17 protein-coding genes and 1 pseudogene are annotated in these 21,566 nt (G+C 64.6%); 7 read left to right on the plus strand and 11 right to left on the minus strand.

The features are described from left to right. Positions 1-268: 268 nt before the first annotated feature. Together ACVWZ4_RS01255 and ACVWZ4_RS01260 are read right to left on the minus strand one after the other, a co-directional pair. The gene (locus tag ACVWZ4_RS01255) at positions 269-1,000 is read right to left on the minus strand and encodes a cytochrome c biogenesis CcdA family protein (RefSeq protein WP_456702388.1); all 732 of its coding nucleotides are present in this window, start codon (positions 998-1,000) and stop codon (positions 269-271) included. A gap of 208 nt (positions 1,001-1,208) precedes the next feature. Further along, a complete protein-coding gene (locus tag ACVWZ4_RS01260; RefSeq protein ID WP_456702387.1) occupies positions 1,209-1,475 on the minus strand; it encodes a hypothetical protein in 267 nt (88 codons plus the stop codon). 480 nt (positions 1,476-1,955) lie between these two features. On the opposite strand from ACVWZ4_RS01260, the gene ACVWZ4_RS01265 reads away from it, so the two are divergent. From ACVWZ4_RS01265 to ACVWZ4_RS01285, 5 genes are all read left to right on the plus strand, one after another. Next, positions 1,956-3,005, plus strand: coding sequence for a LysR family transcriptional regulator (locus ACVWZ4_RS01265; protein ID WP_456702386.1), 1,050 nt, complete (start codon positions 1,956-1,958; stop codon positions 3,003-3,005). A gap of 29 nt (positions 3,006-3,034) precedes the next feature. Beyond that, positions 3,035-3,406: a helix-turn-helix domain-containing protein gene (locus ACVWZ4_RS01270; RefSeq protein WP_020608151.1), complete on the plus strand. Its 372-nt coding sequence runs from the start codon at positions 3,035-3,037 to the stop codon at positions 3,404-3,406. A gap of 428 nt (positions 3,407-3,834) precedes the next feature. Continuing rightward, a complete protein-coding gene (locus ACVWZ4_RS01275) occupies positions 3,835-5,202 on the plus strand; it encodes a L,D-transpeptidase family protein (RefSeq protein WP_456739688.1) in 1,368 nt (455 codons plus the stop codon). A gap of 121 nt (positions 5,203-5,323) precedes the next feature. After that, a complete protein-coding gene (locus ACVWZ4_RS01280) occupies positions 5,324-6,139 on the plus strand; it encodes an enoyl-CoA hydratase (protein ID WP_456739689.1) in 816 nt (271 codons plus the stop codon). Between the two features lie 113 nt (positions 6,140-6,252). Continuing rightward, on the plus strand, positions 6,253-6,531 hold the full coding sequence (locus ACVWZ4_RS01285) for a hypothetical protein (RefSeq protein ID WP_456702384.1): 279 nt from the start codon (positions 6,253-6,255) through the stop codon (positions 6,529-6,531). 41 nt (positions 6,532-6,572) lie between these two features. Here the strand turns inward: ACVWZ4_RS01285 and ACVWZ4_RS01290 are convergent, their stop codons facing one another. The 3 genes from ACVWZ4_RS01290 to ACVWZ4_RS01300 all read right to left on the minus strand — a co-directional run bounded on the left by ACVWZ4_RS01290 (position 6,573) and on the right by ACVWZ4_RS01300 (position 10,138). Then, positions 6,573-7,652, minus strand: a complete 1,080-nt coding sequence (locus ACVWZ4_RS01290) for an isocitrate/isopropylmalate dehydrogenase family protein (RefSeq protein WP_456702383.1) — start codon at positions 7,650-7,652, stop codon at positions 6,573-6,575. 165 nt (positions 7,653-7,817) lie between these two features. Then, positions 7,818-8,885, minus strand: a complete 1,068-nt coding sequence (locus ACVWZ4_RS01295; protein ID WP_456739690.1) for an alcohol dehydrogenase — start codon at positions 8,883-8,885, stop codon at positions 7,818-7,820. 83 nt (positions 8,886-8,968) lie between these two features. Continuing rightward, positions 8,969-10,138, minus strand: coding sequence for a CaiB/BaiF CoA transferase family protein (locus tag ACVWZ4_RS01300; protein WP_456739691.1), 1,170 nt, complete (start codon positions 10,136-10,138; stop codon positions 8,969-8,971). 186 nt (positions 10,139-10,324) lie between these two features. Here ACVWZ4_RS01300 and glgA point away from each other — a divergent pair, with 186 nt between their 5' ends. Further along, the gene (glgA, locus tag ACVWZ4_RS01305; protein WP_456702380.1) at positions 10,325-11,740 is read left to right on the plus strand and encodes a glycogen synthase GlgA; all 1,416 of its coding nucleotides are present in this window, start codon (positions 10,325-10,327) and stop codon (positions 11,738-11,740) included. Between the two features lie 203 nt (positions 11,741-11,943). Here glgA and ACVWZ4_RS01310 read toward each other — a convergent pair whose 3' ends face one another. The 6 genes and pseudogenes from ACVWZ4_RS01310 to ACVWZ4_RS01335 form a co-directional block, all read right to left on the minus strand. Further along, positions 11,944-12,894, minus strand: coding sequence for an oxygenase MpaB family protein (locus ACVWZ4_RS01310; protein WP_456738023.1), 951 nt, complete (start codon positions 12,892-12,894; stop codon positions 11,944-11,946). 71 nt (positions 12,895-12,965) lie between these two features. Continuing rightward, positions 12,966-14,107 (minus strand): annotated as a pseudogene (locus ACVWZ4_RS01315) (patatin-like phospholipase family protein). Between the two features lie 187 nt (positions 14,108-14,294). Beyond that, the gene (locus ACVWZ4_RS01320; protein ID WP_456702377.1) at positions 14,295-15,605 is read right to left on the minus strand and encodes an MFS transporter; all 1,311 of its coding nucleotides are present in this window, start codon (positions 15,603-15,605) and stop codon (positions 14,295-14,297) included. A 23-nt stretch (positions 15,606-15,628) separates the two neighbouring features. Further along, entirely contained in the window at positions 15,629-16,150 is a 522-nt protein-coding gene (locus ACVWZ4_RS01325) for a PRC-barrel domain-containing protein (RefSeq protein WP_456739692.1), read from the minus strand. A 23-nt stretch (positions 16,151-16,173) separates the two neighbouring features. Continuing rightward, positions 16,174-18,378 (minus strand): amylo-alpha-1,6-glucosidase, encoded by a 2,205-nt coding sequence (locus tag ACVWZ4_RS01330; RefSeq protein ID WP_456739693.1) that lies wholly within the window; start codon positions 18,376-18,378, stop codon positions 16,174-16,176. Positions 18,379-18,437: 59 nt separating this feature from the next. After that, entirely contained in the window at positions 18,438-20,201 is a 1,764-nt protein-coding gene (locus tag ACVWZ4_RS01335) for an ABC transporter ATP-binding protein (protein ID WP_456738020.1), read from the minus strand. Positions 20,202-20,469: 268 nt separating this feature from the next. On the opposite strand from ACVWZ4_RS01335, the gene ACVWZ4_RS01340 reads away from it, so the two are divergent. Next, entirely contained in the window at positions 20,470-21,540 is a 1,071-nt protein-coding gene (locus ACVWZ4_RS01340) for a glycosyltransferase family 4 protein (protein ID WP_456702373.1), read from the plus strand. Positions 21,541-21,566 lie beyond the last annotated feature (26 nt).

A 21,566-nucleotide genomic window follows, 5' to 3' on the forward strand; every position in this document is an offset into this window, starting at 1 on the left:
GCCACGTCCTGGGAGGCGTCCCCTTGCCCACTGAGCCAGAGGCAGAACCCGATCCCCGCTGGCGTCCGAGTTCGAACTGATAGCGCTGGCCTCACTCCTGCCATGGTGCTTGAGCCTGCTCCTCGCCTCCCACGATGCCGTCATTGCACACGCATTTCTGCTCACCGCGCAGCTCGGCTGATCAGGCGCGCTCGAGGCGTTTCCGTTGGACCAGACGGACAATCGCCCGAAGCAACTTCCGGAGGCCGCCACGGGGAGAGCCGCGCGCCTACCCGATCGTCTGCAGTGCCGGAAACGTCTCCAGCAGCCAGATGCTCACATTGGAGACCGCGCCGGTGAGGAAGCCGATGCCGGTGATCACCATCAGCACGCCCATGGCGCGCTCCACATTGACGAGTTGGCCCTTCATGCGGGCGAATAGTTTCGAGAACTGCTCGATCATCAGCGCTGCGATCAGGAAGGGAACGCCGAGACCTGCGGAATAGACCGCGAGCAGCCCTGCGCCCTTCGTCACCGTCGCTTCAGCCGCGGCGATCGAGAGGATCGCGGCGAGGATCGGGCCGATGCAGGGCGTCCACCCGAATGCGAAGGCGAGTCCCATCACATAGGCGCCCCAGAGGCCGACGGGTTTTGGCGCGCTCAAGCGGCCCTCGCGCATCAACAGGCCGATCCGCGTCAGCCCGAGGAAGTGCAGGCCCATGATGATGATGACGATGCCGGCGAGGATCGACAGTTCCGCCGACCAGGCGCGGATCATCGAGCCGATCAGAGAGGCGCTGGCGCCGAGCGCCACGAACACCGTGGAGAAGCCGAGCACGAACAGCAGCGCCGCCATCATGATCGCGCGCTTCGAGGCCGTCTCCGGCTCATTGCTCTCGACATGCTCGATCGTGGCGCCGGTGAGATAGATCAGATAGGGCGGAACCAGGGGCAAGACGCAGGGTGAGAGGAAGCTGACGAGACCGGCAATCAGCGCGGCCGTAATCGAAACATGTTGCATGATGCAGTCGGAGCCATCCCGGGCCCTCGGGCCGGGCGCGGGGAATGCGCGCGGGACCGGAGCCGAACCGGCTCTGGTGTAGCCGATGCCGGGGAATGCGCAACAGAGGCGCAATCAAACCAGGGCTCCTCCCGATGCCGTCTGCGATCACAGATACGGCATCGGGACGCGCACAAATCTCGCCAAAAAGCGAGATCAGGCGGCGCGGCTATTTCACCACGCGGAGCAGCGGACGCCGGGGCTGGTCCTGCGTCTGCTTGGAGGGGGATAGCGGCTCGCTGGCAGCGCTCCGCAGCATTTCGTCGCACAGCGCCTTGAGGTCGGCACTGTCAATTCCTTTGAGCTTCATCCTCACGTCGAGGATGACGATCGAAAGCAACTCAGCCGATTCACGGCTGTTGCTCTCCTTGAGAACCTTGCGGCACTCCTCGAGCGTCTCGAGCACGGACTGCAATTGTTGGTCTGAATGCGACACCGGAGTTCTTTCAGTTAATTCGAGCTACGAGACGTGCTTGAAGCGATCCCCTCGGCCCCCAAAGCGAACCGAGGATAGCACGGAGAGTCCGTGCTCTCGAAGACGATTTCAATGCGTGTTCGCGTGGAAACTGCGGTTCCAGACAGCATCGCTCTGCGGTTGACGCGGCGAACGTCGCAACGGTCAATGACAAAACATTCGGCCGGATGCGATTGATCGATTCCGGGGACACGCCCAAATCCCGCACGCCGCCCTGCGGTCCGCATGGACCACGCAATTCCCGCAGCCATTCCTGGGCTCGCAACGGAATGCACGTCTACCCCTCTTCCGGGCAAGAATTAGCCCGATTCCCAGCGCCAGACACACCCCAATACCGTCTCGGGCGCGGTAAGTATGGCGTTCAAAACTCGCCACCCCGCAACCCGCCGTGGTTGTGGTTTGCGCTGGATTCTGCCAGTTTAGCAACCCGAAGGGACTTGTATGCACTCCTTAGCGGAAAGGGGCGTTCCACAGGAAGAACGCCTAAAGACAAACATCAGCGGCCTCTCCGATTGGGACGCGGCCCGCATTTTCCTGGAAGTCGTTCGACGCGGAAGTTTTCGCTCGGCGGCCGAACGCCTGTCCCTGTCGATCAATGCTGTACGCCGGCGAATCGACGATTTCGAACGCCAGACCGGCACAACCCTTTTCACCCGCGACGTCCACGGCACTCACCTCACCGATGAAGGCGCACTGGTCGTCTCCGCCGTCGAGCGCATGGAGGCGGCGGCCTTCGACGTGCTGCGCACCAGCGATTCGACGGCCAACGCGCTCACCGGCGAGGTCCGCGTCGCCGTCACGGAAGGGTTGGGCACGTTCTGGCTCGCCCCGCGGCTGGTCGAATTCCAGCAGGCCTATCCGAATGTCCTGGTCGACCTGCACTGCGCGATGCGCTCGGCCGACGTTTCCCGCCACGAGGCCGACGTCGCTATCCATCTGTCGCGTCCCTCGGCGCTCGACGTCAAGCTGGTGCGGCTCGGCCGCATGCATTTGATGTTCTGGGCCTCCAAGGGTTACGTCGAGAAATATGGCGCGCCGCGCTCGGCTCTGGAATTGATCAAGCATCGCCTTGTGCTGCAATTCGCCGATCAGATCGCCGCCAAGGAAACCTTTGAGAGCTTCTTCCCGGGCGTTCCGGAACGTGACCTTCTGGTCATGAAGACCAACGTCTCGAGCGCCAACTATTGGGCTGTCGCCAATGGCGCCGGAATCGGCGTATTCCCGAGTTACGCCATTGCGCTTGGCGGGAAGCTGATTCCACTGGAGGTCGAGTTGAACCGACCGCTGGATATCTGGTTGTCGTACCATCCTGGTAGTGGCCGGATTCCTCGCGTGCGGCACATGATTGACTGGCTGATCGAAGCTTTCAATCCGGCTCGCTTCCCGTGGTTTAAGGAAGAATTCGTGCATCCGCATGAATTCAAGGACTCTTATATGGGCGAACCCCTGACCCAGCTCTTCGGGGGATTTTCAACCGAAGAACAAAGGTGAAAACGAAAATGAAAGCAGCGGCGAAGAGAATGAAGCAGCGCAGCGCCGGCAAGCCGGACATCGAGCTTGGCAAGCGCATCCGTCTGCGGCGCGTCGAGATGAAGATCTCGCAGGCCGAGCTCGGCGAAAAGCTCGGCGTGAGCTTCCAGCAGGTGCAGAAGTACGAGAAGGGCGTCAATCGCGTCGGCGCGGCTCGGCTTCAGCAGATCGCCTCCGCCCTCGACGTGCCGGTGACCTTCTTCTATGACGGCGACAACAAGGCCCGCGAAGTCGAAAGCCTCCTGTTCCTGGACTCGGCTTTCAGCCTCCGCCTGCTGCGCGCCTACAGCAAGATCAAGGATCAGACGGTGCAGCGTCAGCTCGTCTCGCTGATGGAATCGATCGCGGCCAACGAGAGCTGAGCCGGTCGAAGGTCCGGCCTTCATGGCCGATGTTCAATCCGCCGCGTCGCGGGGGCGCGGCTGGATTGGCGAGACCTGATGCCTGAGACATGATGTCTGGGAGCATGATGTCCGGAACATGAGGAGATCAGATTTGGTCCGCGCCACGTGTGCGCGAGCTTTGGTTGTTGGGGCGGCGTGGCCGCCTTTTTTTTATTGCCTTCATTCGCTTTTGACGGCCATCGATCGCTGATTTCGCGAACCCGCCCCAGCCTTGCTGCGACCCAGTCGAGAGAGGCCCGGCGAGCACGCCCGGGCGCTTCGAGACGACTTGCTTAGTGGGACCGTAACCCCGATGCCCTAGCGTCCCGCCGATTTCAGCGAATCGGCGTTGGCCGCATGGGCTGCCGAACATTGCCGATGCGAGCGCCCGACGGGGCCTCGACCTCATGGGAAAGACCAGACAGATGCCGAAATGCCATGCCTTGATCATTGCCGTGGGCCTCCTCGCCGGCGCGTCCGCATTCGCGCAGTCCGAGACCACCGGTCAGGCCGGGCCCAAGACGGCCGCCCCGTCCGGCACTGTCCCGGCCGCCGCCAACCCGGCCCACGCTGCCGTCCCGAAGACCGCGGCTGCGGCATCGGCGTCGACGCCCGAGAGTCGCTCGGCCGCAGCGCTGGCGCTGACCCATGAGCCGACCTTCGACGAGGGCACCGCCCAGCGGATCAAGGACGCGGCGCTGAGCTATTCCGATCTCGCGGTGCGCGGCGGCTGGCCGACGATCCCCGCGGACGCCAAGTTCGCACTCGGCGTCCAGGGCGCCAATGACGATCTGCTGCGCAAGCGCCTGATCCTCACCGGCGATCTCGCGGCCGAGAAGGCGAGCGGTGCTTTCGACCAGGATCTCGCCGACGGCGTGAAGCGCTTCCAGGCCCGCCACGGTCTTGCGCCGACCGGCCTGATGACGCCGCGCACCTTCGCCGCGATGAATGTCCCGGTGCAGAAGCGCATTCGCCAGCTCGAGGCTTCGCTGGAGCGGCTCGAGAACACCAATTTCAGCTTCGGCCGGCGCTATGTCGTGGTCAACATCCCCGCGGCCTTTGCCGAGGCGGTCGAGAACGACGTCGTGGTGCGGCGCTATCGTGTCATCGTCGGCAAGACCGAAAAGCCCTCCCCCACGCTGACGGCGGAGATCACCGGCGTCGTCCTCAACCCGACCTGGACGGTGCCGTCCTCGATCGCCCAGACCGAGATCTCCGCGCACATGCGCAAGGACCCCACCTATCTGTCGCGCATGCACATGGAGGTGCTCGACGGCCACGACAATCCGATCGATCCGCATTCGGTCGACTGGTCGGGCACGCACACGCCTAATTTCACCGTGCGCCAACAGAACGGCAGCTTCAACGCGCTAGGCGCCGTGAAGATCGACATGCCGAACTCGTACTCGGTCTATATGCACGACACCAACCAGCGCAGCCTGTTCAGCGACGATTACCGCTTCGATTCCCACGGCTGCTCCCGTGTCGACAATGTGCGCGATCTCGCCGCCTGGCTGCTCAAGGACCAGCCGAAATGGACGCGCGCAGCGATCGACGCCGAGATCGCGACCGGTCAGCATCAGGAGGTCGCCATGGCCAGGAGGGTGCCGGTGACCTGGATTTATCTGACGGCCTGGATGACCAAGGACCAGACCATCCAGTTCCGCAACGACGTCTATAACCAGGACGAGCAGTTGCTGGAGGCGACGGCCGAAGAAGCGGCGTTCTTCAGCAATGCCGGCAACCATCCGCTGACCGCGCACATGGCCCAATAGGATGCCGCAATAGGCATGCAATGGCGGCACGGCCGGATGCAAGCCCGCATCCCCGCCACGATTGACCCGGGCCTCGGCCTGACAGCACATTACGCCTCGCCAACCGAGGAGCGAGCGCGCGATGCCTGATCTGTCCCAAGAAACTCCCCACGCCGACGGCAAGATCCTCAAGCAGGTGACCGACGGCGTCGGCATCATCACCTTCAACAATCCCGACAAGCGCAACGCGATGTCGCTGGAGATGTGGGAGGGATTTGGCGAAGCGCTGACGGCCTTGCGCGACGACGACGCGGTGCGCGTCGTGATCCTGCGTGGCGCCGGCGGGAAGGCGTTCGTGTCAGGCGCCGACATCAGCCAGTTCGAGAAGGTCAGGCACAACGCGGCAGCCTCCGAAGAGTATGGCAAGCGCAGCGCCGCCCAGCGCGCGCTGCTCGCCGATTACCCGAAGCCGACGATCGCATGCATCCAGGGCTTTTGCCTCGGCGGCGGCATGCAGCTCGCGATGCTCGCCGACATCAGGATATCGGCGCACGACAGCCAATTCGGCATTCCCGCTGCGAAGCTCGGCATCGCCTATGGCTATGACGGCTTGAAGCACCTGGTGTCGCTGGTCGGTCCGTCCTGGGCACGGCTCCTGATGTACACGGGCATGCGCATCGATTCCACGGAAGCGCTGCGCATCGGTCTCGTGGAACGCGTGATCCCGGACGACCAGCTCTGGGGCGAGACCATGGCGATCGCCATCACGATCTCGCAGAACGCGCCGCTCGCGATCAAGGCGGCCAAGATCACCATCGCCGAGGTGCTGAAGGACGAGAGCGCGCGCGACATGGACGCCATCAAGGCGATCGGCACGGCATGTATGGACAGCACCGATTTCCGCGAGGGCCGGCAGGCCTTCATGGAGAAGCGGAAGCCGCAGTTTTCGGGGAAGTGACGCCGAGAAGCTGAACCTTCATTCACGAAGATTAAATTCCTCGCCGCACAGCGCCGCGATTGCAACCAACTGATTTGCCGCAAGTTCTCCCGGCACCAACGAGGGAGATCGCGATGAAACTCAAATTGGCTGTTCTTGGTCTGGCTGCCCTCGGCAGCGTGGCGCTGGCGTCGGGACAAGCGCTCGCGGCGATGCCGAACGGCATTCCGCAGGCCGACAAGGTCGCCAGCGGTCCGGCCGCCCATGTCGATCAGGTGCGCTGGGTTTGTAATCCATGGGGCCGCTGCTGGTGGCGCCCGAACTATTACGGCGCCTACGGCTTCTACGCCCCTCGGCGTTTCTACGGCCCGCGTCCGTGGGGCTGGGGCCATCGCCACTGGCGCCGCTGGTAACGACGAAGGGGCCGCGAGGCCCCTTTCTCTCGCGGGGGCGGCTACAGGGCCGCGAGCACGGCCTTCGTGATGTCGGCCGTGCCGTTGCTGCCACCAAACTCCATCGGCTTGAGCCCGTCGGCATAGACCTGATCCACCGCGCGCTCGATTCTTTCGCCCGCCTCCATCGCGCTCTCGACGCCGTGCTTGTCGGCAAGCCAGTCCAGCATCATCGCCGCCGACAGGATCATCCCCGTGGGATTGGCCTTGCCCTGTCCCATGATGTCGGGCGCGGTGCCGTGGCACGGCTGGAACACGGCGTAGGTGTCACCGATGTCGGCTGAGGGTGCCATGCCGAGGCCACCGATCAGGCTCGCGGTGATGTCGGACACGATGTCGCCGAACATGTTCTCCATCACCATCACGTCGAAATCCCAGGGACGCTTGACCAGCATCGCCGAGCACGCGTCGACATAGAGCCGATCGGTCTTCACACCAGGATGTTTCTTCGCGATCTCGTCGAAGATGCCGCGGAAGAACGCGAACGCCTTGAACACGTTCGCCTTGTCGACGCAGGCAAGCGAGCCCTGCTTGCCGCGCGCCTTGCGCCGCTCGGCCAGGCGGAACGAGAAGTCGAACAGGCGCTCCGAGGTCTTGCGCGTGATCACCATGGTCTCGCGCGCATCGTCATGAGTGACGACGCCTTTGCCCATCGAGGCGAACAGGCCCTCGGTGGATTCGCGGATCACGACGAGATCGATACCGCGCTTGTCGGCACCGACGATCGGGCTCGGCACGCCGGGTATCAGCCGCGCCGGCCGCACGCCGGCATAGAGATCGAAGATGAAGCGCAGCTCGATCTGCGGCGCGATCTCGGTATTGTCGGGGTAACGCACCGACGGCAGGCCGCAGGCTCCGAGCAGGATAGCATCCGCCTCCTCGCAGAGCTTGATGGTCGAGTCAGGCATCGACTTGCCGGTCGCCAGATAATTGTTGGCGCCGGCGGGCGCCTCGGTGAAGCGGAAGCGCAAATCCGACTTCGCCCCGATCTTGCGCAGGACTTCGAGCGCGGGCGCCATGACTTCGGGACCGATGCCGTCACCGGCGAGCACGGCAATGTGGAAGGCGTTGTTTGCGGACATTTAAGAGGCCTCGAGGAAGGAGCGAGCATCATTGCGAGGAGCCCGCGACAAGATTGCGAAGCAATTTTTCGCTGGCGACGAAGCAATCCAGACTGTCTCCGCGGAGGGATTTCTGGATTGCTTCTTCGCTTCGCTCCTCGCAATGACGGAGGAGAGAGTGCGCAATTACGGCGTCAGCACGGTGCGCCCGACCACTGCGCCCTGCTGCAGCTGCAATAGCGCATCGTTGGCTTTGCTCAGCGGCGCCGTCGTCACCGGGATCGGCGCGACGTTCTTGGCGCGGACGAGGTCGAGCAGCTCCTGGGTCTCGCGCAGGTTGCCGACATAGCTGCCCTGGATCGTCACGGCCTTGATCGGGATCAGCGGCAGCGCCCAGGTCGCGCCGCCGCCGAACAGGCCGACGATGACGAGCTTGCCGCCTTTGGTCAGGCAATCGAAGCCGAGCTGCGTCGTTGCGGCATTGCCGACGAGGTCGATCACCGCGCGGATGGGCCCGCCCGCTTTCTTGGCCAGTTGCTCCAGCGCATCGCCCGCCTTGGGATCGACGGTCGCAAGCGCGCCGGCCTTCTCGGCGGCTTCTCGCTTTTTGGCGTCGATGTCGACCACGATCGCGCCCTTGCCGCCCATTGCCTTCAGCAGCGACAGCGCCATCAGGCCGAGGCCGCCGGCGCCGAACATCACGATGGGCGTGTCAAAGTACTGCTCGACCTTCTTCAGCGCGCTGTAGGTGGTGACGCCCGAGCAGGCGTAGGGCGCGGCCGACGCCGGATCGAGCCCTTTGAGATTGAGCAGATAGCGCGGATGCGGCACCAGCATGTGATCGGAATAGCCGCCGTCGCAATAGACGCCGAGCGAGCGCGGTGTCAGGCACATGTTCTCGTCACCGGCCAGGCACGTCGTGCATTTGCCGCAGCCGATCCAGGGATAGACCAGGCCGGTATCGCCGAGCCTGAGCTCGCCTTGATCGGTCGGCTTCACGTCCGGACCGAACGCCAGCACCTCGCCGACGGTTTCATGCCCCATGGTCAGCGGCAAATTGATGCCGCGTTCCTTCAGCGACAGCGGCTTGCGGCCATGGCCGAGATCGTAGCCGCCTTCCCAGATGTGGAGATCGCTGTGGCAGACGCCGGCGGCCTTCACCTTGATCAGGACCTGCGTGCCCGAAGGTTGCGGCGTCGCCTCGTCGAACTCCTGCAGCGGCGCCTTGAAATCGGCGACCTTGAAACTCTTCATCGGAATCCTCCCGGCATGCTTCTCGTTATCGCTACCACCATGCCATGGCTGGTGGAACGAGACAAACCCGTTAGCCGCGCCGCTTAAACTGACGGGGCCTCGCGGAGGCCGATCTCCTCGCGCAGTGCGCGCGTATGCTCACCGAGCTCGGCCATGGTCTTGCCTGGCGTGGTGTCGGCTCCCGTCATTCGGAATGGCAGATTGATCACCCTGAACGCGCCGCCTCCATCCTCCACCGATGAGAGTGCCTGCCGGTGCGCGAGCTGCGGATCATCAAGGGCTTCCTTGATGGTGCGATAGGCCGAGGCCGGCACGCCGGCTGCGCTCAGCGCGACAAGACATGTGTCGGTCGACAGTTGTCGCGACCACGCTTCGACGCCGTCCATCATGTCGGCCCAGTTCTCGCGCCGCGAGGCATAGGAAGAGAAGCGTGGATCGGAGATCCATTCGGGCCGGCCGATTACGCCCATCAGGGCCCGGAACGTCTTCTCGCTGGCGACCGTGATCATGACAAAACCGCTGGCGGTCTCGGTCGGGCCGAACATCGGGCGCGGCGGCGGCTTCACCGCGAATTGCGAGCTCTGCAATTCGATCACCGTCAGCGTCAGCATCGATTCAAGCATGGAGACGTCGATGTGCTGGCCGAGCCCGGTCGCCGTGCGCTGGTAGAGCGCGGAGGCGATCGCGCCAAAGCCGTAGGTGCCGGTGACGACGTCGGCATGGTAGATGCCGCAATAGTCCGGCCTGTTACGGCCGGGCTGGTAGGCGAGATGCGCCATGTCGTAGCCCGAGGCGGCATGAATCACCGGCGCATAGGCCGGCAGCTCGGCGGACGGACCGCTCTGGCCGTAGCCGGAGATCGAGCAGTAGATCAGCCTCTCGTTGGCCGAACGCAGGCTGTCGTAATCGAGCCGCAGGCGGCGCATCACGCCCGGGCGAAAATTCTCGACCAGGATGTCTGAAGTCGCCGCCAGCCGGCGCGCCGCCTCTCGTCCGTCCTCGGACTTGAGATCGAGCACCACGCTCTTCTTGCCGACATTCAGCTGGCCGAACACGGTGCTGCAGCCGTTGCGCAGCGGGGGCCGGGTCCGCATCGTCTCTCCGCCATCGGTCTCGATCTTGATGACCTCGGCGCCCATGTCTGCCAGCATCCGGGCGCAGTGGGGGCCGGCGATGGTGGTCGAAAAATCCAGGACCCTGAGGCCCGCAAAGGGCTTTGTCGTCGTCCCCTCATGCCTATCTGCTGGCTGCATGCCGGCCACGTCTCCCCTTGTGTCCCCGTAGGAACCATCGATGTTCCCCGTCGTTGTCGCCCGACCCTAAAGGGCGGCGGCTGAGTAGGAAAGTCTTTACCGAACCGATGCGTCTCGTGGGGGGCTTGGGACAACTGGACCCGATCTTGCATAGCAGCAATCGGGATCAGCAGGGGGCATTTGTTCTTGAGGGTCTTATTCGTCACGACAGAGATGGACGACTTCGTCCGCGTCGGCGGACTCGGTGCCGTCTCTGCTGCCCTTCCCCGAGCGCTACGCCCCTTCGCCGATATCCGGATCATGCTGCCCGGCTATCGCGACATCATCGAACAACTCACGCATATTCAGGTCGTTGGCCGCTGTCCGGCGTTTGCGGAGATGCCGGCCTGCTCGCTCGGCCGGGCCGCGACCAAGGACGGAATGCCGGTCTATGTGCTGTTGTGCTCACAGCTCTACGACCGGCCCGGCAACCCCTACGGCGACGAGTCCGGACGCGACTGGCCTGATAACGATATCCGTTTCGCGCGTTTTGCCTCGGCTGCCGCCGAGCTTGCCATGGGCAAACTGGACAAGAATTGGGCAGCAGACCTGATCCATGCCAATGACTGGCAGGCTTCGCTCGTGCCGGCCTATCTCGCCTGGCGCGGCAGCAATCTGCCGTCGGTCCTGACCATCCATAATCTCGCCTATCAGGGTCTCTTCCCGAAGGAGTCGCTGCGCCGGATCGGTGTCCCCGAAAGCTCATTCCACATCGACGGCGTCGAGTTCTACGACCAGCTCTCCTTCCTCAAGGCAGGGCTGGTCTATGCCTCCCACCTCACTACCGTCAGCGGCACCTACGCCCGCGAGATCACCACGGCGGAATTCGGCTGCGGCCTGGAAGGCCTGCTGCGCGTCCGTTCCGATGCGGCCGAACTGACCGGCATCCTCAACGGCATCGACGAGAGCTGGGACCCGCGCTCCTGCGCCCAACTCGCACAGCAATTCGGCGCCGGCGACTGGGTCGGCAAGCAAGCCAATGCGGATTATGTGCGCAAGCAGTTCGGGCTCGCGGTCTCGCGCGGGCCGATGTTCGCGATCGTCGCGCGTCTCGTGCACCAGAAGGGGATCGACCTCGTGCTGTCGGCCGCAGACGAGATTGTCGACGCCGGCGGGCAGATCGTCGTCACCGGCTCCGGCGAGCCCGCTCTCGAGCAGGCGCTGGTTGAGGCCCATCGCCGCCGCCCCGACGCGATCGGCGTCACTATCGGCTTCAACGACGCCCACGCGCGCCGCATTTTTGCCGGCAGCGATTTTACGCTGATGCCGTCGCGCTTCGAGCCATGCGGACTCAGCCAGATGTATGCGCAACGCTTCGGCTCGCTGCCGATCGGCCACCAGACCGGTGGCCTGGCCGAAACCATCACCGACGGCGAGACCGGCTTCCTGTTCAAAAAACCCTCACACGAATCCTTCCTGGGCGGCGTCCGTCGCGCCTTCGAGGCTTTCATGACGCAAGATCAGCTCGACACCATGCGCCGCAGCGCCATGGGCCGCTCGTTCTCGTGGAGCATCTCGGCAGGAAGCTATAGCAAGCTGTATCGGAAACTGGCGACGGTGTGAGGCCGGCCCGAGGCGCCTCCGCACGCTCCGTTGCGAGCGCTTATCCCTCACCGTCACCCTGAAGGTGCTCGCCTCTTCGGCAACCCTCGAAGGGCGACGGCCCGGTTACAACAGCGGCGCCGTACATCCTTCGAGGCTCCCGGCGCGATGCTTTGCATCGCGCCACTCGCACCTCAGGACGACGGAGCTGAGCGCGAAAACCCTCACTCCTTCCCGCGCACATCCATTTGCGGCCGGCCGATCCAGGCGCGGTTCAGGCAACGTGTCATCCAGTCGGGCTGAGCCTCGCCTCGCAGGCGCGCCTGCGCTTCCTGATACGGGCCGACGTAACGCAGCCGATCCGGCAATTTCGGATAGACACGCTTGATCCACCGCAGCGCGTTGTCGGCTGCCCTCTTGTCGCGCGGGTCGAGCTCAAATCCAAAACCTGCTCGCAGGCGTTCCGGCAAGAGGCTTGCCGTCAGCGCGCCGTACCATCGCGGCGGCCGCAACCACGGTCGCGCGCCGCCAAAAATCTGCGCGGCGATCTCCCGCGCGGCCGGGCTGACGGTCAGCGTGTCCGACCGCGTCATCGCTGCGGTGTACGCTGCGAAGCCGGACCAGTCGGCGGGTAGATCATTCGGCGTCAATCCGAACAAGGCGCCAAACGTCCGGCTCTCGACCCAATAGCGCTCGCGCTCCTCGGCCGAGAACGGCGGCAGGACCAGATCGTGCGCCATCAGCGCGGTCTCGACCAGCGTCGCGTGAACCCAGCGCAGCGACGGGATGTCGTTGGCGCAGTAACGCGAGCCGGCCGCGAATGGGCCAACGGTCTCCGGAATCTCGCCGACTATCATGGCGTGGCGCCGGTGCAACTGCCGCGACGACAGCATGGCCCGATCGAGCGACCCGAACACCATGGCGAAGACGATGTCGAAGGTGCGATGGAAGCGGCCGATCGGATCGGCAAAGGTGTTGGAATGCTCGGCGATGGCAGCGGCGACCCAGGGATGCGAGAGTTGCAGCAGCAGCGCACGACCGGCGCCGAGGAAGATCACGGCCTCCCGATCGATCCGCCAGGTCATCGTGTCAGGACCGAACACGCCCGGCACCGGCCCTGCCGCGTGAGCGCAGACCCGATCGAGAGCCGCTTCCAGATCGTTCGCGGATACCACTTGCAGAGCCTCGCGACGGCGGATCGGCCACGACAATCCGCACGGCCTGTGGCAATTCGATGAAGCGGACGCTATTCCGCGGCCAGCTTCATCTCGTCGATGTACTCGTGCAGCACCACGCCCGACAGCGGATCGAATTCGCCGATCCACGGCGCGCGCGCCAGCACCGACCTCGTATGCGCATAGCCGGCGTCCCAGCGCTGCATGATGCCGGACGGGCTGAAGTCGATGTCCTTGGTGTGGGTCTCGCGGTCGAGCTGCGGGGCCAGCATTCGGACCACATGCATGCGCGTCGAACAGCCATAGCCGATCAACTCCCTCACCGCGGGATCATTGCGCTCGCCCTCGGGCAATCGCGCCGCAAGCTGGTTGATGACGTGGCGCAGCCGATGAGCCTGCTGCTGGCGCTCGATCTGGCTCGCAATCCGGCTGGAATATTGCACGTCCTTGTGGCGGGTCAGCACCTCTCCCATCGTGGTCGGCTCGGCGCCGGCGGGATTCCACAAATGCACCGAGAAGATCAGCGAATCCCTGCGCGGATTGTCGTCGAACACGGCTTCCGTCGGTGAGTTCGACAGGATGCCACCATCCCAATAGAGCTCGCCATCGATACGCACCGCCGGAAACGCCGGCGGCAGCGCGCCCGAGGCCATCACGTGCTTCACCGTCAGCTCGTCATCTCGGCTGTCGAAATAACGCATCCGGCTGGAGCCGACATGCGCAGCACCAACCGTCAGGCGCGGCGCGCCGCGATTGGCGAGGCCGAAATCGACGAGTTCGCGCAGCGTGCTCTCCAGCGGCGCCGTCGAATAATAGCCTGCGCGATCGGCCCCGAGCGGGAAGGACCAGCCGGCATGCGCCAGCGGATTGGGCTGGAAGAAGCCGGCAATGCCGCGGGCGATGGTCGACCAACATGCAAGCATGTCGTCGAGGCCGGGAATGCCCGTCGGTAGAGGCCAGGCCGGCCTCTGCTCCATCCGTTTCCAGAATTCCCTCAGGCGCGCGAGCCGATTTCCAGGCGTATTGCCTGCGATCAGGCTCGCATTGATGGCGCCGATCGAGGTGCCGATCACCCAGTCGGGCTCGATCCCCGCCTCGAGAGGGCCTGGTAGACGCCCGCCTGATAGGCGCCGAGTGCGCCGCCCCCTTGCAGCACCAGGACGATCTGGCCCGGCAGGTTGTTGGGCCTGCACACCCCGGCATTTGCCTGCATGCCTGTCGCACTCCCGCTCCTGAGAGCCTTACGCAATATCCTCAGGCATTGTTACGCCCGAGGACCATCGGCCGTCCAGCAAACATGGTCCGGGAGGGGGTGCGGAAATGTGAGCGCTTCCGACGTGACCGGTCTTGGAGACCTGATATTTCACCGAACCCGCGAGACCAGCGCCGGCTGACCTGGCTCAGCCGGCCATTTCTTTTGTCGCGATCCCCATGCGCCGCGTCTCCGGCATGACGAAAAGGATCAGCAAAAGCCCGGCCGCCGCGATGCCCGCGAGCCCCAAGAAGGCGGTGGCATTGCCGAACTTGTCGCTGACATAGCCGCCGAGCGCGGTGCTCAATGACGCACCGATGCCGGTCGCCGTGCCCACGATGCCCTGCGCCAGATTGAAGTGCCCGCTGCCAAAGGCGATATCAGCCACAACAAGCGGTATCATCACCGCGAACACCGCGGCCGTGAACCCGTCGAACACCTGCACCAGCACCAGCAGATACGGATCGCGCACCGTCGCGAACAGCAGGCCGCGAATCGTCAGCGCGCCGAGCCCGATCAACAGCAGCGGCCGCCGACCCCAGAGCTGCGCCTTGCGCCCGACCGAAGGTGACAGCAGCGCCACGATCGCCTGGGGCACGACGATGCAGAAAGCAACCAGCACCGTCGCCCACTGGCTCGAACGCGCCGTCACCGCGCTTGCCATCAGTGGCATCATCGAGGCGTTGGCAAGCTGCAGCAGCAGGACGCTGAGCGCAAAGACGATGAGCGGCCGCTGTCTGACCAGATGCCAGACATTGGTGTCGCCGGGAACAGGCGCCTCGCGCGGCATCTCGCCGTGACACCGGGCGATGTCGACCTCCTCCTCGCGGATGCGCGACAGCGCGATCAAGGTCGGAATCGCGAGCACGAAGGTGACCAGGAACACCGAACGGCTCGAGAGCAGATAGCCGGCGGTGCCCATGACCGCGGCCGCGACGCCGTTTCCGAGCGAGGCGAAGCGCGCATTGCGGCCGAGCCGCTCACCGATCGCGAGCGGGCCGACCAGGCCCAGGCTGATGGCCGCAATCGCCGGCCCCAGCACGCAACTCGCCGCCGCATGCAGCGCGGCTGCGGTCACCACGACGGGGAAGATCGGCATCGCCGCATAAGCGAGCGCGCAGCAGCCGATGGTCGCGATCGCAAGGCCTGCGACCAGCCGCTCGGATTTCGCAGCATCGATGATGGCCCCGCCTGGCATCTGCCCGATCAGCCCGACGATGCCGCCGATCGAGAGCACGAGTCCGATCTCGACCTGGGTCCATTTCTGCGTGGTCAGATAGACTGCGATGAAGGGGCCGAAGCCGGTCTGCACATCGGCGAGAAAGAAGATGAACCAGTCAAGGCCCCGGAGACTCCGGCGGGACGGCGCCGGAATGCCCGCAAGCACGGCCGCGGCGACGTTGTCCTGTTCAACGCGTCCCCGGTGCTTTTCATGATCAGGCTTTCTCGACACGAGCACAGGCGGTCAGCCCTCCCCCCTCCTCACTGGATGGCTTGCAGCGGTTGAAGACTGCCGGACGCTCCCAGCACGACCATCGGCGTGTCTTCCTTGTACTCCGGCGCGGCCGCGACCTGGGCCTTGGTCAATTCCAGCGTGATGCTGTCCTTCTTGTTGGCTATCTTGCCGAAACGAAGCGCATTCCAGTCGACCACGATCTTGCGACTTCCGACGCCGAGGAAGCCGCCGAAATCGATCACGGCGGCACGGACATGACCCTCGCGATCGACGATGACGTCGACGATGCGTCCCATATCCTCGTCCGCGGCGCTGCGCACGTCGCGGCCAAGCACGCCGTGGGCATCGCTGGCGCCAATAATGGTCACAGACGGCGGCGGCGCGGCATCCTTCGGCGTCACCGGCACGACCGAGGCCGGCGGCTGCACCGGCGTCGGCGCCTTCGCCTCGCTTGTGGCCGCAGGCGGCTCCTCGGCGGCCCGCGATACCGTAACCGTCATTCCCGCGACCAGCGCCGCGCTCAAAGCCAACCACCCGGCGGTGCGCATGAACTCCTCCTTGCGACGCGCCGCTAGCGCGCCAGCACGATCGACACCTGGATCTGGCCGCGCGTACGCAGCACCTCCAGCGCCACGTCATGGCCATGGCGGCTGACGCGCAAATCGACGCTGGACTCGCCCAGCCGCAGATCGCGCAAGATGACCTCGTTCAAGAATGCCGGCAGATGCGGATTGCGGAGGCGTATCTCGCAGCGTGCGACGTCGAACTCGATGCCGAGCGCGGCCTCCAGAAGCGTGAACGGCGTCGCACTGGCCCAGGCCTGCGGCGCGCAGGCCACCGGGTAGAGTGTCGGCCCGCGCCGTTTCTCGCGGCGGAAGCCGCAGAACAATTCGGGCAGGCGGCGCAGATCCATGTAGGTCGCGGCGTCGAACAGGCCCTTGAAGACATGCGCGACCGAGTGCTTGAGACCGTAATGGGCAAGCCCGAGCGCGATCAGCGCGTTGTCGTGCGGCCAGACCGATCCGTCATGGTACGACATCGGGTTGTAGCGCACCTCGCCGCGCGCGACCGTGCGAATGCCCCAGCCCGAGAAGAAGTGCGGCTGCATCAGATCGGCGGCAACGCGACGGGCGCGGTCCTCGCGGATCATCCCGCTGAACAGCACCTGACCGGCATTCGAGGTCCGGACCTCGCACCGCTGCTTCTGGCCGTCGAGCGCGAGCGCATAGGTGCCGAGTTCCTCGCACCAGAACGCCTTCTCGAACCGCTCTGCCAGCGCCTTGGCCTCCGTCTCGAGCTTCCTGGCGACGTCAGGCTTGCCGAGCCGCAGTGCGCATCGCGCGGCGAGTTGCTTGGCCGCGTAAACGTAGCCCTGGACTTCGGCGAGCGCGATATTGCCTTCGGCCAGCTTGCCGTCGGCATGGAAGATCGCGTCGTAGGAATCCTTCCAGCCCTGGTTGGCGAGGCCCTTTTCGGTGGCGCGCTGGTATTCGACGAAGCCGTCATGATCGGGGTCGCCTGGTCCATCGATCCAGGCGAGCCCCGCCTCGATCGCGGGCCATAGCTCGACCAATGTCTTCTCGTCGCCGGTGCGCTCGAAGTAACGTCCGGCAAGCATGACGAACAAGGCCGTCGAATCGACGCTGCCGTAATATTGCGAGAACGGCACTTCGCCCAGCGCGGCCATTTCGCCGCCGCGCATCTCGTGCAGGATCTTTCCTGGTGCAGCATCCGCTGACGGATCGGCGGCCTTGGCCTGGAAATGCGCGAGCCGCCGCAGCACACCCTTGGCGACGCGGGGATCGACCCACAGCATCTGCAGCGCGGTGATCAGGCCATCGCGGCCGAAGGTCGTCGAGTACCAGGGAATGCCGGCATAGGGATAACGCCCCTGCGGCGTCGCGGTCATCAGCATGTTGAGGTCGGCCATGGCCTGGCACAGCACCTCGTTGAAGATGTTGTTGGAGGTCTCGATGCTGGCCGTGCCGATCGTGGACTGCCGCATCTCGCGGCGATGCGCCAGCAGTCCCCTGAAGAAGCGCGCCGGCTTCTCCCCGACGGGACGGTTGCAGGACGCCGCCACGAACAGCGATTTCGACTCATGCGGCTCCAGCTCGAGCTGCCAGGTCGCGGCATTGACCGAAAGCCGCGTCGGACGCGGATCGAAATGCAAGCCGGTGGTGCGCTCGGCATCGTCGAGACCACGATACTCGAACAGCACGTCGGTCGGCCCGAGCAGCTTGCTGGTGCCGGTGCCGCGCCGCGCCCGCCGCTCGCCGCGCACTTCGAACAGATCGGCAAAGTCGTTGTCGAACAGCAGCGTGAGCTCGAAGGCTGCCGCCTGCTCGCCGTGGTTCTGCAGCCCGATGCGTTGATAGGCCGTGCCGCGCCACAGAAAGATCGTGCGCACGATGTGCAGCAGATCTTTTTGCAGGACGATCCGGCCCTCGCGATAGATATCGGGGTTGGTGAGATCGACGGTCAATCCCGAATTGTCGTCGCGCAGGTTCGACCCGAGCAGCAACGGCTGGAGATCGTCGAGCACGAGCTCCAGCCGCGCCAGATAGCGCGTGTCGTGGTTGAACAGGCCATCCGGGCCGCCGGCGGAAGCGCCGATGTCTCCGTGGCTGTCCAGCACGATGAAGGTGTCGTCGTGCTTGAGCGACCGCCGCGGTCGCGCGGCGGGACCGGTCATCGGAATGTAGAACGGCTGTTCCGCGACGGGCTCCATCGCCTGCGGCACGGATTTGATCTTGGTTGCGGCTTCGGCTGCCATGAGCTGCTCCCCTGCGGCTTGTTTTTCGAACGCGACCAACGCAAACGCGACTGTTGGGTTTACGCGGCGAACTTCGCGAGCCGGCTCATTTCCTGCGTCACCAGTTCACGGTACGGACCATGAGCCTGCATCAGACGGTCAGGCGCGCCGTCCTCGATGATCTTGCCGTGCTTGAGCACGATCACCCGGTCGAAATTGCGCAAGGTCGCCAGGCGGTGCGCAATCGCGATCACGGTGCGCCCCCGCATCAGCCGCGTCAGCGCCTCGCGGATGGCTTCCTCGGACTCACTGTCGAGCGCAGCCGTCGCCTCGTCAAGCAGCAGGATCGGGGCGTCCTTCACGAAGGCGCGCGCGATCGCGATGCGCTGGCGCTGGCCGCCGGACATCTTGACACCGCGGTCGCCGACCATGGTGTCGAGACCTTCCGGCAGGCTGTCGATGAAATCGCAGCGCGCTGCAATTGCCGCCCGCAGCACCTCGTCGTCGGTCGCATTGGGCCGGCCGTAGCGGATGTTCTCTCTGATGGAGCGATGGAACAGGGAAATATCCTGCGGCACCACGGAGATCGCTTCGCGCAGGCTCTGCTGCGTCACCATGGAGATGTCCTGGCCGTCGATCGTCACGCTGCCCTCGTCCACGTCGTAGAACCGCTGCAGCAGCGTGAACAGGGTCGACTTGCCGCCGCCGGACTGGCCGACCAGTCCGACGCGCTGGCCAGGCTGCAGCCGCAGGCTGAACCGCTCGAAGATCTTCTCCGCCCCGGGGTAACCGAACGTGACATTGTTGAACGCGATCGCCGCGCCGGTCTTGACCAGGGGCCCGGCCGCGGGATGATCGCGCAACTCGTGCGGAACGAGCAACGTCGCGATCGCCTCGGTCAGTCGGGCGACATGCTGGGTCACGTCGACCAGCGCCACGGCGAGGTCGCGCGTGGCATTCAGAATCGAGAGGCCGAGCGTGCAGACCAGCACGACGTCGCCGGTCGTCGCCTCGCCGTCCTGCCAGAGCACGATGGCCCAGGCCATCAGCGCCACCGTCAGCACGACCGTGATGGCTGCATGCGTCAATCGCAGCTTCTCGAGATAGCGCAGACTGCGGCTGCGTGCGGTGAGTTCCCGGTTGACGGTAGCGTCGAACCGCTCATGCTCGTGGCCGATGCCGCAGAATGCGCGGACCAGGGGCATGTTGCTGATGACGTCGATCATCTCGCCGTCGACGACGGCGGCCTTGTCGGCGAAATCGTCATGGAGCGGTTTGCCGGCTGCGGCCAGACGGAACATCGCGAATACCATGCCACCGGCGATCACGATCAGGCCGAGCGCCATATAGGGACTCACGGTTCCAATCAGCGCAATGGCCGCCACCGTTGCGATGCAAGGCGGCAACACATTCCAGACGAACATGTTCTCGACGGTGAACACGGCGTTGGAAGTGGCCGTAATGCGGCTCGTCAGCATCCCCGGCATGCGGTCAGAGAAATAACTCGGTGCGTGACCGGTCAGATGACGGAATATGTCACGGCGTAAATCGCCCGTGACCCGGACGAACGTGAAGCTCGCGGTCCAGCTCGCGATCCGCCACAGAAAATTGTCGGCGGCGATCAGCGACATGAGCAAAATGAATGCCAGCCATACGCTGCCGCCATGCGAAGTGCCCGCAGACAAGCTGTCGACGAGAGATTTGACGCCGTACTGCGTGCCCACGGAACAGGCAACGGCCGCGGCGACGGCGCCGAGGATCACCAGATGCGACGCCCATCGACGTCGCAGGTAGCGCAACACAAAGGCAAATGGCCTGCGCGCATATCCAGAAAGATGATCCATGTGACACCGACCCCGTCGTGATGATTCAACTGTTCTGCTGATCGACTGAAACATCGACCAGTTCGCCTCGGTTCCCGGGCAAGCTCATCACGACATGCGGATGCGGACGATCTGAGAAGATCAGATGGCAGCATCGAGACACGCGCGATCGAATAAGTAACGTTTGAGAAAAGGAACTTCGCAACTGCGGGAACGTTCCCTTGTCGGCATGCCGGTGCCGAGACACGGCGGGGGTTTCAACGTTCATGATCGCAGAGGAGATGGTGAGATGCGCATCGCGCAGGTAGCTCCGTTGACGGAGGCTGTTCCACCCAAGCTGTATGGCGGCACCGAGCGGGTGGTGCATTGGTTGACGGAAGAGTTGGTTGCCCTCGGACACGACGTCACCCTGTTCGCCAGCGGCGACTCGCAGACCTCGGCAAAACTCGATGCATTATGGCCGCGGGCGTTACGCCTCGACGGTTCCGTGCGCGATCCCAATGCGCTCCACATGGTGCTGCTGGAGCACGTGCGGCAGAAATGTGACGACGAGGAGTTCGACTTCGTCCATTTCCATCTCGACTATTATCCGTGGTCGCTGTTCTACCGGCAGCCGACGCCGTTCCTGACCACGCTGCACGGACGGCTCGACCTGCCGGAGCATCAGCCTGTTTTCAACACCTTCTCCAAGATGCCGGTGATCTCGATCTCGAACGCACAGCGGCGGCCGGTGCCACAGGCCAATTGGGTGTCGACGATTCATCATGGGCTGCCGGAGCGTTTGCTGACGCCGAAGCCGGCGAAACAGGAATATCTCGCCGTGCTCGGCCGCATCGCGCCGGAGAAGGGCGTCGACCGCGCCATCAAGATCGCGATGCATTGCGGCATTCCGCTCAAGATCGCGGCCAAGGTCGACCGCGCCGACCAGGACTATTATGACGAGCTGATCAAGCCGATGATCGCAGGCAATCCGCTGGTGGATTTCATCGGCGAGATCGGCGACCATGAGAAGTCGGACTTCTTGAGCGGTGCGCTCGGCCTGCTGCTGCCGATCGACTGGCCGGAGCCGTTTGGTCTCGTGATGATCGAAGCCATGGCCTGCGGCACGCCGGTGGTCGCCTTCAACCGCGGTTCGGTGCCCGAGATCATCGACGAAGGCCTCACCGGTTTCGTCGTCGAGGACATCCTCAGCGCCGCCGGCGTCGTCGGCCGTCTCGCGCAATTGGACCGCTCTGCCATCCGCAAGCAGTTCGAGCGGCGCTTCACGGCGCGGCGCATGGCGCTGGACTATCTCGCGGCCTATCGTAGCCTGACCGAGGCCCAGGCGCCGCGGATCAAGCTGGTGAGCAGCGCGGAGTAGCAGGCCTTTCGAAGGCGATTTGCGTC

This window comes from Bradyrhizobium sp. USDA 4472 (assembly GCF_054058595.1).

What these genes read in the sequence shown, in the direction of transcription:
- ACVWZ4_RS01340 (WP_456702373.1), top strand. Translation starts at nt 20,470, where the DNA reads ATGCGCATCGCGCAGGTAGCTCCGTTGACGGAGGCTGTTCCACCCAAG.
- ACVWZ4_RS01275 (WP_456739688.1), top strand. Translation starts at nt 3,835, where the DNA reads ATGGGAAAGACCAGACAGATGCCGAAATGCCATGCCTTGATCATTGCC.
- ACVWZ4_RS01295 (WP_456739690.1), bottom strand. Translation starts at nt 8,885, where the DNA reads ATGAAGAGTTTCAAGGTCGCCGATTTCAAGGCGCCGCTGCAGGAGTTC.
- ACVWZ4_RS01330 (WP_456739693.1), bottom strand. Translation starts at nt 18,378, where the DNA reads ATGGCAGCCGAAGCCGCAACCAAGATCAAATCCGTGCCGCAGGCGATG.
- ACVWZ4_RS01300 (WP_456739691.1), bottom strand. Translation starts at nt 10,138, where the DNA reads ATGCAGCCAGCAGATAGGCATGAGGGGACGACGACAAAGCCCTTTGCG.
- ACVWZ4_RS01265 (WP_456702386.1), top strand. Translation starts at nt 1,956, where the DNA reads ATGCACTCCTTAGCGGAAAGGGGCGTTCCACAGGAAGAACGCCTAAAG.
- ACVWZ4_RS01270 (WP_020608151.1), top strand. Translation starts at nt 3,035, where the DNA reads ATGAAGCAGCGCAGCGCCGGCAAGCCGGACATCGAGCTTGGCAAGCGC.
- ACVWZ4_RS01290 (WP_456702383.1), bottom strand. Translation starts at nt 7,652, where the DNA reads ATGTCCGCAAACAACGCCTTCCACATTGCCGTGCTCGCCGGTGACGGC.
- ACVWZ4_RS01335 (WP_456738020.1), bottom strand. Translation starts at nt 20,201, where the DNA reads ATGGATCATCTTTCTGGATATGCGCGCAGGCCATTTGCCTTTGTGTTG.
- ACVWZ4_RS01325 (WP_456739692.1), bottom strand. Translation starts at nt 16,150, where the DNA reads ATGCGCACCGCCGGGTGGTTGGCTTTGAGCGCGGCGCTGGTCGCGGGA.
- ACVWZ4_RS01255 (WP_456702388.1), bottom strand. Translation starts at nt 1,000, where the DNA reads ATGCAACATGTTTCGATTACGGCCGCGCTGATTGCCGGTCTCGTCAGC.
- ACVWZ4_RS01285 (WP_456702384.1), top strand. Translation starts at nt 6,253, where the DNA reads ATGAAACTCAAATTGGCTGTTCTTGGTCTGGCTGCCCTCGGCAGCGTG.
- ACVWZ4_RS01280 (WP_456739689.1), top strand. Translation starts at nt 5,324, where the DNA reads ATGCCTGATCTGTCCCAAGAAACTCCCCACGCCGACGGCAAGATCCTC.